Annotated in this window: 12 protein-coding genes; 1 reads left to right on the top strand and 11 read right to left on the bottom strand. The window is 72.2% G+C overall.

Annotated features, from left to right (window positions below):
* Positions 1-4: 4 nt before the first annotated feature.
* From Aut01nite_RS25240 to Aut01nite_RS25190, 11 genes are all read right to left on the bottom strand, one after another.
* On the bottom strand, positions 5-955 hold the full coding sequence (locus Aut01nite_RS25240) for a LysR family transcriptional regulator (RefSeq protein WP_052163189.1): 951 nt from the start codon (positions 953-955) through the stop codon (positions 5-7).
* A 55-nt stretch (positions 956-1,010) separates the two neighbouring features.
* Entirely contained in the window at positions 1,011-1,982 is a 972-nt protein-coding gene (locus Aut01nite_RS25235) for an SMP-30/gluconolactonase/LRE family protein (RefSeq protein WP_043522431.1), read from the bottom strand.
* 84 nt (positions 1,983-2,066) lie between these two features.
* On the bottom strand, positions 2,067-4,439 hold the full coding sequence (locus Aut01nite_RS25230) for a caspase, EACC1-associated type (protein WP_052163188.1): 2,373 nt from the start codon (positions 4,437-4,439) through the stop codon (positions 2,067-2,069).
* On the bottom strand, positions 4,439-4,795 hold the full coding sequence (locus Aut01nite_RS25225) for an effector-associated constant component EACC1 (RefSeq protein WP_052163187.1): 357 nt from the start codon (positions 4,793-4,795) through the stop codon (positions 4,439-4,441). The genes Aut01nite_RS25230 and Aut01nite_RS25225 overlap by 1 nt, the downstream gene beginning before the upstream one ends.
* A gap of 121 nt (positions 4,796-4,916) precedes the next feature.
* Positions 4,917-6,035: an LLM class flavin-dependent oxidoreductase gene (locus tag Aut01nite_RS25220; RefSeq protein ID WP_043522430.1), complete on the bottom strand. Its 1,119-nt coding sequence runs from the start codon at positions 6,033-6,035 to the stop codon at positions 4,917-4,919.
* A 25-nt stretch (positions 6,036-6,060) separates the two neighbouring features.
* Positions 6,061-7,335, bottom strand: coding sequence for an LLM class flavin-dependent oxidoreductase (locus Aut01nite_RS25215; protein WP_043522429.1), 1,275 nt, complete (start codon positions 7,333-7,335; stop codon positions 6,061-6,063).
* On the bottom strand, positions 7,328-8,281 hold the full coding sequence (locus Aut01nite_RS25210; RefSeq protein ID WP_043522428.1) for an LLM class flavin-dependent oxidoreductase: 954 nt from the start codon (positions 8,279-8,281) through the stop codon (positions 7,328-7,330). The genes Aut01nite_RS25215 and Aut01nite_RS25210 overlap by 8 nt, the downstream gene beginning before the upstream one ends.
* The gene (nikE, locus tag Aut01nite_RS25205; protein WP_052163186.1) at positions 8,278-9,810 is read right to left on the bottom strand and encodes a nickel ABC transporter ATP-binding protein NikE; all 1,533 of its coding nucleotides are present in this window, start codon (positions 9,808-9,810) and stop codon (positions 8,278-8,280) included. Before nikE ends, Aut01nite_RS25210 begins: the two co-directional genes overlap by 4 nt.
* Before the next feature lie 108 nt (positions 9,811-9,918).
* The gene (locus Aut01nite_RS25200) at positions 9,919-10,767 is read right to left on the bottom strand and encodes an ABC transporter permease (protein ID WP_043522427.1); all 849 of its coding nucleotides are present in this window, start codon (positions 10,765-10,767) and stop codon (positions 9,919-9,921) included.
* A gap of 6 nt (positions 10,768-10,773) precedes the next feature.
* Complete coding sequence (locus Aut01nite_RS25195) at positions 10,774-11,688, bottom strand: ABC transporter permease (RefSeq protein WP_043522426.1); 915 nt, start codon at positions 11,686-11,688, stop codon at positions 10,774-10,776.
* Positions 11,685-13,316, bottom strand: a complete 1,632-nt coding sequence (locus Aut01nite_RS25190; protein ID WP_043522425.1) for an ABC transporter substrate-binding protein — start codon at positions 13,314-13,316, stop codon at positions 11,685-11,687. Before Aut01nite_RS25190 ends, Aut01nite_RS25195 begins: the two co-directional genes overlap by 4 nt.
* Positions 13,317-13,443: 127 nt before the next feature.
* Here Aut01nite_RS25190 and Aut01nite_RS25185 point away from each other — a divergent pair, with 127 nt between their 5' ends.
* A complete protein-coding gene (locus Aut01nite_RS25185) occupies positions 13,444-15,237 on the top strand; it encodes an alkaline phosphatase family protein (protein WP_236642512.1) in 1,794 nt (597 codons plus the stop codon).
* The last annotated feature ends 161 nt before the right edge of the window (positions 15,238-15,398 follow it).

Below are 15,398 nucleotides of genomic sequence, written 5' to 3'. Positions count from 1 at the left end.
CGCGTCAGTCCGGCACCTCGACGAGGTCGTCCTCCGGTTCCGCCTCCACCGGCGGGGCCGGATCGGGACGGGGGCCGGCGAACTCGGCGAGGTGATGCCGCAGCGACTGGGCGGCCGGGCTCAGCGGCCGGTCCCGGTGGTGGACCACACCGATCGGCGGGTGGACGGGCGGCGGATGCAGCTGCCGGATCTCCACCGCGGAGCCGCTCGGCGCCCGGGCCGCCGACCGGGGCAGCAGGCCCACGCCGAGGCCGGCCGCGACCAGGTCGCGGACCCCCGCCGGCCCGTCGGTCTCGAACTGCACCCGCGCGGTGAACCCGGCCGAGCGGGCCGCGTCGTCGAGGATCCAGCGCAGGCCGCTGCCGCGGGGCAGGCTCACGAACGGCTCGTCGCGCGCCTCGGCCAGGGTCAGCCGGCCCACCCTGGTCAGCGGATGCCCGACCGGCAGGGCCAGCGACAGGTATTCGTCGACCAGCGGCAGGGCGTCGAACCGGACCGGCAGGTCGGCGTGCAACGGCCCGACGACCAGGTCCAGCTCGCCGCCGTCGAGCGCGCCGAGCAGCCCGGTGATCAGCCCGGACCGCTGCCGCAACGCGATCCTCGGGAACTGTTCCCGGAACCGGGCCAGGGCGCGCGGCAGGTCGTAGGCGCCCAGCACCGCGGTCACCCCGACGGTGACCCGGCCGCTGACCACGGCGGTGATCTCGTTCATCTCGGCGCGGGCGCCGTCCAGTTCGGCGAGGATCCGCCGGGCCCGCGCCACGAACATCTCCCCCGCCGGGGTCAGCGCCACCTTGCGGGTGGTCCGCGCGAACAGCGTCACCCCGAGCTCGATCTCCAGCGCTCGGATCTGCGCCGACACCGCCGACTGCGCGACGTGCAGCCGCTCGGCGGCGCGGGTGAACCCCCCGTAGCGCGCCACCGCCTCGACGTAGCTGAGCTGCCGCAACTCCACCCTGCGATGGTGCGCGCCCGGCCACCGCCGCACTCCCTTTAACCCCGAGATCACCTTAAAGACTGATGTGTACGATCGCCACGTCGGATTCGGTGAGGCTGCCGAGGACGACCGTTCCGTCGTGCGACGCGGCCGAGGTGACGAAGCCGTACGAGCCGTCGGCGGCGCGCAGGTCGTGGACCGGGGCGCCGTCCAGGGTGAACGCCATGGCCCAGGCGATCGGGACGGCTTTCGGGCGGATCGCCGCGGGCAGGTTCCACAGCAGGGTGCGCAGCACGCCGGGCAGCGGCAGCAGCCGGTCCAGCAGCGCGTCGCGGGGCGCGGCGATCCCCACCCAGAGCAGCCCGTCGCCACCCAGCGACATGTTGTCGGGGAATCCGGCCAGATTCTCGACGAGGATCTCGGTGCTCCCCGCGCGCGGCCCGGTGAGCCAGTGGCGCCGGATCCGGTAGCCGGTGGTCTCGGCGATCAGCAGGTGCGACTCGTCGGGGGCGAGGACGAGGCCGTTGGCGAACTTGAGGCCGTCCAGCACGGTGGTGACGGCGCCGTCGGTGTCCCGCCGGAACAGCCGGCCGGTGCACGAGTGCTCGAAGACGTCGCCGAGGTGGTCGTCGAGGGTCCAGGCGGTGGTCGAGGCGGTGAACCAGATCGTCCCGTCGGCCGCCTGCACGACGTTGCTGGCGAACGGCACCGCGGCCAGCTGCTCCACCGTGCCGTCCGGGTGCGCCTTCAGCAGCCCGCGGTCGTGGTCGCAGACGAGCACCGAACCGTCGGCGCAGGGATGCAGCCCGAGCGGCCGGCCGCCGGTGTCCGCCAGCACGGTCGGCTCCCCGCCGGCCGGGTCGAGACGCACGATCCGCCCGTCGGCGAGCCCGCAGAGGATCCGCCCCCGACGGTCGAAGACCACGTCCTCAGGCCCGTGCCCGCCGGTCGGCAGCCGCCGGGCGACCCGCAGCGTGCCGGTCGCCCCGGGGTCGGCCAGGCGCGGCGGCGTCCAGCGGCGTGGGTGGATGCGGCGACGGACCATGACGACCTCCCGGGGGACCAGCGATCGCGCTGTCCCGGCCGATCATGCTCCTTCCTCCGCCCCACCACCACTTCGCACGGTGATTCACGGCCGTTCCGGTCCGTGCCACACCTCGCGGAACATCCGGACGACCGAATCGCGTACCCGAGGTGGCTCGTTCCGCTGCGCCGAGGGCGACCGCGGCCCGCCGGAGTTCTGCAGCTTGCGGATCCGCTGAAGCTCTCGTTGCAGCCGACGGCGCTCGTTCTCCAGATGGACCTGCCACTTGCGGGCGATCTCCGGGCCCATCCCCCCGGCGACGTCCTGGAAGAGGGCCCACACCTGATGCGCGGTGACCCCGCCGTCACGGCGGGCGGCCACCGCGTCCAGATAGGCGTGGAACACATCGATCATCTCCGGCCGGCTGAGGTGGAGCCACGGCCGCACCGCGACCGCCAACTGCCGCGGGTCCGCTCCCGCGCCGGCGGCGGCGCAGAACGCCTCGCCGAGACGCTCCGGCGACACCCCGGCCCCCTTCCGCGCGAGCCGGGTGAGAACGATGACCGGCACGAGCCACCCCATGCCGTCGTGCCCGGCGATCAACGGGACCCAGTGGGCCGGCACGGCCAGCGGGTCGAGAAGCCCGCGCGCCCGGGACCAGCGCTCCCCGATCACGGCGGCGGCGGCGATGCGGACCTCGTCGCCGAACGGGTCGGCGGCCGGTAGCAGGCTCCCCGACCTCCCGTCGCCGACGCCGCCTTTCCCGAGGATGTCGACCAGCGGCGCCGCGAGCCGGCCACGCGACGGCGCCACGGGCGGTGAACGCCAGAGTTCCGCCAGCACGGCCAGGTAGTCCTTCGTGAGCGTCGGCGTCCGGTCCCACCGGACGCCCATCAACAGCAGCAGCAGGTCCTGCCGGGCTCGGTTCTCGATCCCGTTCGGCGTGGGGCGGAGCAGCAACTCGGCGAGCACCCTGTCGCGGCCCGGGTCGCCCAGCGACGCCACGAGACTCGGCCAGACAGCGGGCAGCGTCTCGTCGGCGCGATCGGTGACATGGGCGACCTGATAGATCAGCAGCGGCCCGTCGGGGCACACCTCGGTCAGCGGCGGGATGTCGCCGGGTTCGAGCGTTCCCCCGCCGGCCACCGTCAGCAGCGGTTCCAGCCACGCCTGCCGCTTCGGCTCCAGACCGGCGATCCAGCCGAGGTTGCACCGCAGCCGATCCGTGATGTCCTCGCTGTGCCCGCGGCGTTCGACAAGGATGCGGGCGCCGTCGACGGTCGAGCGGACGAGAGCGACCCGGACGGCGGGCCGGGTCGTCGCGGCACGCCGGACGAGGTCCTGGCGGTCCACGCCGGAAGCATCCTCGATCATGGACACCAGGAGGTCCGGGTCGGTGTCCGCCGCCAGCAGGTCGTCGAGGAGACCGGTCGGCGCATCGGCGCCGGCGCCGGCGGCCAGTGCGAACAGGCCGTGCTGGAGGCGGGGCGCCTGCCCGGCCAGGATCCGGGACACCCGCGGCGACCAGTGCCGGTGCAGGGTCGCGGCCGCGCCCTGATGCGGCTCGGTGGCTCGCAGCGCCGCCTCGGCGAGGTAGACGACGCACGCCAGGGAGACGTGCTCGTCCAGTTCGTCCGGTCCGTAGTGGTCGATGACGTCGGCCACCACCGCGACCTCGGCGACGCCGGCCAGGATCTGCTCGTGCACGGCCTTCGGCAGGCCCCGCTGCCGCCAGGCGTTGCGGACCAGTGGCACGTCGCCGCCGGCGTTGCGGGTCCGGAACTCCGGTTGCGGCCGGCTCTTGGCCCGCTGGGACCGGACCAGGTCCTTCCAGATGAGCTGGGCGTCGAGGAAGTCCGGCCCGTCCGGGATGCCGTCGCTGAGCAGCCGGATCAGGTCGCCGGTGAACGCGGTGTACGGCTCGCCGGGCGGGGCGAGCGCCGCCACGGTCCGGCTCGCGGCGGCCAGGATGACCGACTGTTCGATCTCCAGATCCTCCACCGAGTCGAGCGCCGACATCTCGCCGACCAGCGCCCGCCCGGCGTAACAGCAGTCGAGGATGACGAGCCGGTGGGTGGATCCGCTGCGCCACACCCGGCGGCGGACCGACTCGTACGGAATCGCCGTCGCGTCCTCCTCCCCTCGCTCGCTGGCGGTGACCGCGAGGTGCAGGCGGCCGGTGTCGGTCTCGACGAGCCCGTGCCCGGCGTAGTAGACCAGCAACAGCCCACCGCTGCCGACGTCCTGGGCGGTCTCGTTCAGCACGCGCAGCACCCGGGGGACGGTGATGGGCTCGTCCCCCGCGCTGCTGATGATCGTGCAGCGTTCCGGTGGCAGGCCCCACAGCAGCCGGTCCTGCAGCGCCGCGGCCAGACCGTCGAGGTTGCCGGCGACGGCGGGCAGGGCGTCCAGGCACTTGAAGTCGCTGACCCCGATGAGGAGCGCCCGGGACTGGGCCGGGTCCGGTAACTCCGCCACTACTCGTCGTGGGGCGGTTCGTCGCCGAGAGCCTCGATGATCTTCCGTAAGGTCTCGTCGTCGACGGCGCCGGACACCGTGAAGGTCACCGGGCCCCGTTCGATGACGATCTCCGGTTCGGGGCCGGGACGAGACGCGCGCCATTCCAGCACCGCGACCACCAGTTGCGCGATCGTCAGCCCGTTCTCCACCAGCACCAGGATGGTCTCGAACGCGCCGCCCATCCGCCCTTCGCCGGGGTCCTGCGCCCACTGCGGCCGTCCGTGCCGGTGGACGGCCGGCTGGTCGTCGAGCCACTGCCACAGCGACACCATGGCGTCGGTGTCGCTGTGGCCCAGGGTGAGTCGTACGTTCACGTCAAGCACCTGCCGAAGCACTCGTCGGCGCCGCCTGTGGGACGGCCGGACGATGGATGCTACGAGCCGCGCGACCGTTTCCGGCCGGCGTTGTCCTTGATTCGACGGCAGGTGTCCCCCGTCAGGCGGACCACTCCTTGGCCAGGAGCTCGTAGGAGCGGAGCCGGTCGGCGTGGTCGTGGGCGATCGTGGTGATCAGCAGTTCGTCGGCGCCGGTGACGCGCTGCAGGGTGCGCAGTTGGGCGGCGACCGTCTGGGGTGAGCCGGCGAACTGGGTGGCGACCCGATCCGCGACCAGGTCGCGGGCGTGGTCGGTCCAGGTGAAGGCGGCGGCTTCGTCGATGCTCGGGAACGGGACGGCGCCGAGGCCGGTACGGATGCTGTGGACCCAGACGGCGAACGGTTGCGCCAGCCGGCGGGCGGTCTCGTCGTCCTCGGCGACGAGCACGTCGGCGGAGACCATCAGGCGCGGCCGCGGGTTGGCCGCGGACGGCACGAACGATTCCCGGTACGCCGCGACGGCTTCCAGGATCTTCGCCGGGGCGACGTGGTAGTTCGCCGCGAACGGCAGGCCCCGCGCGCCGGCGGTCCGGGCGCTCTCCCCGCCGGAGCTGCCGAGCAGCCACACGTCGAGGTCGGCGCCGGCGCCGGGGGTGGCGACGACCTCGTTGCCCTCCTCGTCGGCGACCGGCCCGGCGAGCAGGGCGAAGATCTGGTCGAGGACGTCGGTGAGGCCGAGGGGTTCGGCGCCGGGCTGGGTGAGGAAGCTGCCGGCCAGCGCGGTCCGTTGGGAGGCGAAGATCGGCGCCCAGGAGAACGGTTTCGGGATCAGCAGGCCGTCGACGACCCGTTCCTCCTGCGGTTGCGCGTGCTCGGCCGCCTCCCGGACGGCCTCCTTCCTGGCCTGCCCGGAACGGCCCAGCCCGAGGTCGAACCGGCCCGGGTACAGGGCGTCGAGCAGCCCGAACTGTTCCACGATGGACAGCGCGGTCTGGAAGCCGGTCTGCACCGCCCCGGAGCCGAGCCGGATGTGGTCGGTGACGGCGGCGATCTGGCCGAGCAGCAGCGCGGGCTGGGAGCTGGCGACACCGGGGGTGAAATGGTGTTCGGCCACCCAGTAGCGGTGGTAGCCGAACTGTTCGGCCCGGCGGGCCAGATCGAGGGTGCGGCGCAGGGCGTCGCCGGCGTCGCCTCCGGAGACCAGCGGGGACAGGTCGAGGATCGAGAGGGGTACGGACATGGCTACCGCCCTTTCAGTGGGAACGTCATGCCGGCCCCAGGCCCAGGTTGCCGCGCAGGGTGGTTTCGGAATACTCGGTCCGGAACACGCCGCGTTCCTGCAGCAGCGGGACCACCTGGTCCACGAAGTCGTCGAGTCCGGCCGGGGTCAGGTGCGAGACCAGGATGAAGCCGTCGCAGGCGTCGGTCTGCACGTACTCGTTCAGTTGCTCGGCGACCCGTGCCGGGGTGCCGATGAAGTTCTGCCGCCCGGTCACCTCGATGATCAGGTCCCGGATCGACAGGTTCTTGGCCTCGGCCCGGGCCCGCCATTCCCGCGCCGTCTTCAGCCGGTCCGGGTACATGCCGGCCCGGCCCTTGATGATCGTGTCGTCCTCGTCGAGCACCGGATCGATGTCCGGCAGCGGGCCCTCGGCGTCGTAGCCGGACAGGTCGGTGTTCCACAGCTGTTCCAGCAGCAGGATCGCGGTCTGCGGGCTGACCTGCTGGCGCCGGATGTGGTGCGCCTTCTCCTGCGCGTCGGCGTCGCTGTCGCCGAGCACATAGGACACCCCGGGGATGATCTTCAGGCTGTCCTCGGTACGGCCGTACCCGGCGAGCCGGTCCTTGACGTCGCGGTAGAACAGCCGGGCGTCCTCCAGCTGGTGGTGCCGGGAGAAGATCGCGTCGGAGTGCCGGGCCGCCAGCTCCCGGCCGCCGTCGGAGTCGCCGGCCTGCAGGATCACCGGATGGCCCTGCGGGCTGCGCGGCACCCCGAACCGGCCCTTGATGTCGAACTGGCTGTTGCGGATCGCGAACTCGCCGCCGTCGGAGTCCCACAGTGCCCGGGCCGTCTCGATGAACTCCCCGGCGCGGACGTAGCGGTCCGCATGGTCGAGGAAGCCGCCGCGGCGGAAGTTCTCGCCGAAGAAGGCCCCCGGCGAGGTGACCACGTTCCACGCGGCCCGGCCGCCGGACAGGTGGTCGAGGGTGGCGAGCTGACGGGCCAGCTCGTACGGCTCGTGGTAGGTGGCGTTGAGGGTGCCGGCCAGCCCGAGGTGGGTGGTGACGGCGGCGAGGGCGCTGAGCACGGTGAGCGTGTCGGGCCGGCCGACCACGTCCAGGTCGTGGATGAGGCCGCGCTGCTCGCGCAGCCGCAGCCCCTCGGCGAGGAAGAAGAAGTCGAACTTCCCGCGTTCGGCGGTCCGGGCCAGGTATTCGAAGGAGTCGAAGTCGATCTGGCTGCCGGCGCGCGGGTCGCTCCAGACGGTCGTGTTGTTCACGCCGGGGAAGTGCGCGGCGAGGATGATCTGCTTAGGCACGGGTCGCCTCCTGGTAGCGGTTGACGGCGACGGGCAGGCTCAGCCGTTCGCGCAGCGTCGTCTTCGCCGACGGCTGGAAGAGGCCGCGGCGGCGCAGTTCGGGGACGAGTTCGTCGGTGACCTGGGCGACGTCGGTCACCCGCAGGCGGAAACCGTCGATGCCGGAGACGGCCCACCAGTTCTGGATCAGGTCGGCGAGCTGGGTGGCCGTACCGTTGAAGGTCGCGGCGTCACCCGGAGCGTGGCCGCCCACCGTGAGGTCCGCGAAGACCTTCTTCTCCGGCGCGATGCGCCGCACGAGCTTGGCGGCGTGGTCGGCGTCGGCGGGGGTCACGAAGAAGACGTCGGCGTCGAGCCGCTCCCAGATGTCCGGGCCGTGCGCCAGCGCCGCCACCACCGGCTGGCCCTGCGGCGGCCGCGGCACGATCGACGGGCCCTTGACCGAGAAGTACGCCCCGGCGAAGTCGATGTAGTGCAGTTTCTCCCGGTCGATGAACCGGCCGGTGGCCACGTCCTTGATGATCGCGTCGTCCTCCCAGCTGTCCCAGAGCCGCCGCACCACCTCGACGGCGTCGGACGCCTCGGCGAGCGTTTCCCCGATCTCGAGGGGACCGCGGCGGCCCAGCAGCGCCGCCTCGGCCGGATCGTGCGACACCCGCACCTGCCAGCCGGCCCGGCCCCGGCTGACGTGGTCGAGGGTGGCCAGGGCGGTGGACAGGTGGAACGGCTCGGTGTGGGTGGTGGTGGCCACCGGGACCAGGCCGACGTGCCGGGTCAGCGGGGCGAGCCGGGACGCCAGCAGCACCGCGTCCGGCCCGTGCCGCCCGAACGTGTCGTCGAACGTGACGAAGTCGAGTCCCGCCTCGTCGGCCTGTCCGACCTGATCGATCCAGTGGTCCGCGGCGAACGAGTCGCCCGCGAGGGCGACCGCCAGGTGCAGTGTCATGGGGCAACCTCCAATGTGGGCACCGCGGCGAGCAGTGCCCGGGTGTACTCGTGCCCGGCATGGTCGAAGACGGCCTGAACCGGGCCCTGCTCCACCACCCGGCCGTCGTGCATGACCAGGACCCGGTCCGCGATGTCGCGGATCACGCCGAGGTCGTGGGAGATGAACAGCAGAGCGGTGCCGTCGTCCTCGCGGATCTGGGCGAGCAGGTCCAGGACCTGGGCCTGCACCGACACGTCGAGGGCGGAGACCGGCTCGTCGCAGATGATCAGGCTGGGGCGCGGCGCGATGGCCCGGGCCACGGCGACGCGCTGCCGCTGCCCGCCGGACAGCTGCCGCGGATAGCGGTCGAGCACGTCGGCGCCGAGACCGACGCGTTCCAGGATCGGCTCCGGCGACTCGCCCGCGCCGAGGGCCTCGCCGAGGATGCGGCGCACCGTCCAGCGCGGGTCGAACGCCGACAGCGGATCCTGGGCGATCAGCTGGAGCCGGCGGCGGATCGGGCGACGGGCGCGTTCCGGGACGCCGCTGAAGTCGCGGCCCTCGAACCGGACGTGCCCGGAGGTGGCCTCGGCCAGGCCGAACAGCAGCTGCGCGACGGTGGTCTTGCCGGAACCGGACTCACCGACCAGCCCCACGATCTCCCCCCGCCGGATCGTGAGACCGAAATCCTTCACGACGGTGCGGTCGCCGTACACCTTGCGCAGCGCGGTGGCCTCGGCGACGACGTCGCCGGGTTCGACGGTGGTGGCGCGCCGTCGCCCGCTCGCGGCCGCGACCAGTTCCCTGGTGTACGGGTGACCCGCCCCGGTCAGGATGGTGCGGGTGCTGCCGGCCTCGGCGATCCGCCCGTCCTTCATCACCAGCACCCGGTCGGCGAGCCGGGACACCACCGCCAGGTCGTGGCTGATCAGCAGCAGCGTCTCACCGGCCTCGTGGCGTTCGGCGAGCAGTCGCAGGATCTGCGCCTGCACCGTCGCGTCGAGGGCGGTGGTCGGCTCGTCGGCGATCAGCAGCCGCGGCCCGCCGGCGATGGCGGAGGCGATCAGCGCCCGCTGCCGCAGCCCGCCGGAGAGCTGGTGCGGGTACTGCCGGGCCCGGCGTTCCGGTTCCGGCACGTGCACGTCGGTGAGCAGCCGCTGGACGCGGTGCGGCCGGTCCCGCCGGTCGCCGATGTCGTGCACCCGCAGCACCTCGCCGATCTCGGCGCCGACGGTACGCAGCGGGTCGAGGGAGACCAGCGCGTCCTGCAGGATGAGCCCGGCGAACCGGCCGCGCAGTCGCCGCCAGTCCCGGGCGGCGAACCCGCGCACGTCGCGGCCCGCGACGGTGAACGTGTCGGTCTCGACGCCGGCGCCCGGACCGGCCAGTCCGACCAGGCTGCGGGCGGTGACGCTCTTGCCCGATCCGCTCTCCCCGACGAGGGCGACGCACTCACCCTCGCGAATCTCGAAGCTGACCCCGCGGACGGCCTCCACCCGCTTCTTCCCGAGAGCGAAGGTCACCCGCAGGTTGTCGACCTCGATCACTGTGCCATCTCCCAGCGCTCTCGCGGCCCTTGCTCCGCTGCGGTGCACTCGATCACTGTGCCAACCTCCAGCGCTCTCGCGGCCCTTGCTCCGCTGCGGTGCACTCGATCACTGGTGCCGCCCTTCGAATCGGCTCTGCAGATGCCGGCCGATCACGGTGAGAGAGATGACGGTGGCCGTGACGGCTGCTCCCGGCAGCACCGACGCCCACCAGGCGATGTGCAGGTAGCCGCGGCTCTCGGAGAGCATCGCGCCCCATTCCGGGGACGGCGGTTGCGGCCCGAGGCCGAGGAAGCTGAGGCCGGCCGCGACGAGGATCGCCTCACCGAGCCCGATCATCGCCAGGACCGGGATCGGGCCGAGCACGTTCGGCAGCACGTGCCGCAGCACCAGCCGGCCCCGGGACGCACCGAACGCGACGGCGTGGGTGACGTACGGCGCCTGCCGCACGATCAGGGTCTGTGCCCGTACCACCCGGGCGTAGTGCGGCAGGGTGGCGACGCCGATCGCCACGATCAGGCTGGTGGTGCCGGTCCCGGCGATCGCGATGAACAGCAGCGCGAGGAGCACCAGCGGGAACGCGGCGAGCGCGTCGAAGCCGCGGCTGATCACCTCGTCGGCGTACTTGTGGGTGAGCCCGGCGCACAGCCCGAGCAGGATGCCCGCGCCGACCGCGATGACGGTGGCGGCCACCCCGATGCTCAGAGAGTGCCGGGCCCCGTGCACGACCCGGTCGAACACGTCCCGGCCGAGCTGGTCGGTGCCGAACCAGTGTTGCGCCGACGGTCCTTCGAGGACGTGCAGCGGGTCCGCGGCGAGCGGGTCGCCGGCGAACAGCGACGGCCACACCACCGCGGTCAGGGTCAGGGCGAGGACGACGGCGGCGGCGGCGATGCCGGGCCGGGGCGGTCGCAGGATCAGCCGGCGGGCCACCGGCCGGGGCAGGGCGAGGGTCACGGTCGCTCAGCTCCTTCGCAGACGCGGGTCGATGAGCAGGTAGGCGAGATCGGCCAGGGTGCTGATCACGACGAAGACGACGGCCGCGAGGACGACCACGGCGAGCACCACCGGCATGTCGCCGTTACCGACCGCCTGGAGGGTGACCTGGCCCAGCCCGGGCCGGCCGAAGACCTGTTCGATGATCACCACGCCGCCGAGCAGGACACCGGAGAGCCAGCCGAGCATGGTGACCGCCGGCATCAGCGCGTGCCGCAGCGCGTGCCGGATCAGGACCGCTCGTTCCCGCAGGCCACGGGCTCGTGCGGTGACCGCGAACGGCTCGTCCAGGGCCCGGTCCAGGCCGTCGCGCAGCACCTGGGCGAGCACTCCGGCGATCGGCAGCCCGAGGGTGATCGCCGGCAGCACCAGCGCCGCCCCGCCGCGGTCGCCGGAGACCGGGAAGATCCCGAAGCGGAACGAGAACACGCTGAGCAGCACGATCCCGATCAGGAACGGCGGGGTGGAGACGAGGAACAACTCGGCGGTCGAGCTGGCCCGGCGCACCCACCGGTGCCGGGTGGTGACGGCCAGGATCAGGGCCAGCAGCACCCCGAACACGGCGGCCGCGGCGGCGAGCTTCAGCGTCGGCAGGATCTGGCCGCCGATCACGTCGTGGACCGGCCGGTGCAGCAGGTAGGAGCGGCCCAGGTCGCCCTGGGCGGCCCGCCACAGGTAGTCGAGGTACTGCACGACGGCGGGCCGGTCCAGGTTCCATTCCGAGATGATCTCGGCGCGGATCTGCGGGGTGTCGGCGCCGTCGCCGATGATCGAGTCGACGATGTCGCCGGGGGCGGCCAGCAGCGCGAGGTACGCCGCCGTGGCCGCCGCCCACAGCACCGCCACACCGGTGACGACGCGCCGCGTGACCGCCCTGATCACTTGCTGAGCCAGACGTTGTACGCGCTGCCCGGCACCCCGGCGGTCGGCTCGAAGCCCACCCCGCCGACGGTGTTGCCGAAGGCGATCTGGTCGGCCGGGGCGTACAGCGGCAGGATGAGCGCCTGGTCGGTGATGACGAGCTTCTGCACCTGCTGGTACGCGGCGAGCCGCTTCGCCTGATCGGTGGAGGCCTGGCCGTCCTGGAGGAGCCGGTCCAGCCCGGCGTCCTTGAACCCGGTCCGGTTGATCGACCCGGTGGAGGTCAGCAGCAGGCTGAGGGCGGCGCCGGCATCGGTGTCGGCGCGGGAGTTCTCGAACACCTCGTACGCGCCGTCGGCGAGGGCCTTGGCGGCGGTGCCCTGGTCGGCGACGGTCACGGTGAGGTCGATGCCGGCGCTCTGCTTGACCTGCGCCTGCACGGCCTGGGCGAGGACGTCGCGGCGGTCGCGGATGAACGGGGCGGACTGCACCAGGCGTACCGTCAGGCGTTTGCCGTCCTTGGTCCGGAAGCCCTCGGCGTCCCGCGCCGACCAGCCCGCCTCGTCGAGGAGCCTGTTGGCCTCGGCGGCGTCGCCGCCGTACGTCTTCTCCAGGGTCTTGTCGTAGAACGGGCTGGTCGGCCCGATCACGCTCCACGCCCGGGTGGCGCTGCCCCGGTAGACGCCGGTGAGCACCGCGTCCACGTCGACCGCCTCCCGGAACGCCCGCCGCACCCTGATGTCGTCGAACGGCGCGTGCGCGGTGTTGAAGTAGTAGGAGAACGCCGACCCGGAGTTCAGCCCCCGGCCGAGGGTGAGCTGCTTGTTCGCGGTGATCAGCGCCTCGTCGGTGGCCGGCACGCCCTCGATCACCTGCACCTGGCCGGAGGTGAGCGCGCCGACGCGCACCGACGACTCCTTCAGGAACCGGTAGGTGACCTCGTCCAGGTAGGCGGGCCCGGAGTGCCCCGCGGTGGCCGGCGCCCAGTTGTAGGCGGGGTTCCTGGTGAAGTGCACCTCCTGCCCGGCGGTGTACCGGTCCAGGATGAACGGCCCGGTTCCGGCCAGCTCGGGCCCGCCCGCTTTGAGGTTCCGGGCCTCCTTCAGCGACTTCGGCGACACCTGCGCGCCCTGCGGCGACGACAGGAAGTCCAGCAGAAGCACGTCCGGCTGCGTCAGTTTGAAGACGACCGTGGACGCGTCGGCGACCTCGACGGACGCCAGGTTGCGCAGCTGCACGGCCAGCACCTGGGGGTTGTAGCCCTCGACCTGGAACTGGTCGACGTTCGCCTTCACGGCCGCGGCGTCGAACTTCGTGCCGTCACTGAACGTGACGTCCGTACGCAGCTTGAACGTGTAGGTCTTCCCATCGGGTGAGACCTCGTAACCGGTGGCCAGCCAGGGCACGTAACCACCCTGGGCGTCGTGGGTGAGCAGGGCCTCGAACGAGTTCCACACCAGCAGCCGGGCCTTGGCCTGGGCGTACTGATGCGGGTTGAAGGTGATCGGCTCGGTCTCGATCGCCCAGGTCAGCGACCCGCCGCTGACCGGCTGACCGGCATCGGCAGCTCCCGTGGTACCGGACGAACAGGCGGCGGTGAGGGCGAGAGCGAGAGCCAGGACGGCGGCGGCGGGACGGGTACGGCGCATGAATGGTTCCTCCTCTCCACCTTTCCTATAGTTCCGATAGGAAATTGGCAAGAGGCTATGACTTCCGACACCCACTTTCCGGGCCCGCCCGATGAACCATCCCGGCCCGCCCAACGTTCCCCATGACGTGCAGCCGACAGACCTCGCCGACCAGCCGCAGGACCCGTCCTCGCCGCCGGAGGACAAGACACCCCCCGAGGCCGAGGTCTCCGAGCCGGTCACCGCCGACACCCCCGAGACGGCTGACACGGCCGGAACCGAAGAAGAACGAACCCCTGGCCTGGTACGCCGGATCGCGCGCTCCCGGTGGACCTCGTACAGCCTGACCGCCCTGGCCTGCGTCCTGGTCTACGTCGCCCTGCTCTGGCCGAACGTGCTGCGCCGGCTCACCCTCGGCAGCTTCGCCCGCATCCCGATCGAGTTCGCGGCCGGCATCCTGGTGATGGCCCTGCTGCCGCGCCGCCCCCGCGTCGTGCTCGGCACCGTCCTCGGCGCCGGCCTCGGCTGGCTGCTGATCCAGAAGAGCCTCGACATGGGCTGGTTCAAGACCCTGGCCCGGCCCTTCGACATCGTCCTCGACTGGGAACTGTTCGACGACACGTACAGCTACATCCGCGACTCCTACGGCCAGGCCGGCGCCTACGCGGCCGCCGCCGGGCTGGTCCTCGGCGGGCTCGCCGTGATGGCCCTGATGGCCTGGGCGGTCCGGCGCATGTCCGACATGCTGGCCCGGAACCGCCGCCGGTCGATGTTCACCGCCGCCGGTGTCGCCACGGCCTGGATGCTCACCCTGGCGCTCGGCGTCCAGGTCGTCCCCACCGTCCCGGTCGCCGCCCGCACCTCGGTCACCTACGCCTACGACCGGGCCCGGCAGGCCGGCCGGGGCATCGTCAACAAGGCCCGGTTCGCCGACGAGGTGAAGGTCGACGCCTACCAGAACACCCCCCGCCGGCAGCTCGTCAGCGGCCTTCAGGGCAAGGACGTCATCCTCACGTTCGTGGAGAGTTACGGCCGCAACGCCCTCGAGGCGCCGGAACTCGCCCCCGGCACCGCCGCGGTCCTGGCCGACGGCGACGCCAAACTCAAGGCCGCCGGCTTCAGCGCCAAATCCGGCTGGCTCACCTCGCCGACGTTCGGCGGCAACAGCTGGCTGGCCCACTCCACCCTCCTGTCCGGACTGTGGATCAACAACCAGTACCGGTACCGCAGCCTCACCGCCAGCGACCGGCTCACCCTCACCAGCGCCTTCCGGGACGCCGAGTGGGACACCGTCAGCGTCATGCCGGGCGCCACCCGGGCCTGGCCGGAAGGCGCCTTCTACGGGTACAACCGGATCTGGGACTCCCGCAACCTCGGCTACCAGGGCCCCAAGTTCAGCTGGGCGCAGATGCCCGACCAGTACACGCTGAAGAAGTTCACCGAACTCGAATACGGCAAGAAGGACCGCCGGCCGCTCATGGTCGAGATGCCGCTGATCTCCAGCCACACCCCGTGGGCGCCGATCCCCACCTTCATGGACTGGGACAAGGTCGGCGACGGCTCGATCTACCGCGGCATGGCCGCCGCCGGCACGAAGAAGGCCGACATCTGGACCAGCGCCGACAAGGTCCGCACCGAGTACGGCAAATCCATCCGATACACCCTCACCACCCTGATCGACTGGGTACGCGAGTACGGCGACGACGACCTGGTCCTGGTCTTCCTCGGCGACCACCAGCCGGCCAGCGTCGTCACCGGCGACAACGCCAGCCACGACGTGCCCATCACCATCGTCGCCAAGGACCCGGCCGTCCTCGACCGGATCGACTCGTGGAACTGGGCCGACGGCCTCAAACCCACCGCCACCACCCCGGTCTGGCCGATGGACTCCTTCCGCGACCGGTTCTTCCAGGCCTTCGGCTCCACCCCCGGCACCCCCTGACGGCGCCATCCCCAGACGCGGTGTGCGGCGCGGTCCCGGTCATTTCTGGCGCCGCACACCGCCCTCCCCCGCCAGGTAAGCCTGCAGCCGCTGATGCCGGAACTGATAGACCGCCCCGTTGCCCCGCAGCACCCCCCGCTCCGCCGCCGACCCGCCCCTGC

This window comes from Actinoplanes utahensis (assembly GCF_016862455.1).
GTDB classification, from domain to species: Bacteria; Actinomycetota; Actinomycetes; order Mycobacteriales; family Micromonosporaceae; genus Actinoplanes; species Actinoplanes utahensis.
This window is presented reverse-complemented; position numbering and strand designations above follow the sequence as displayed.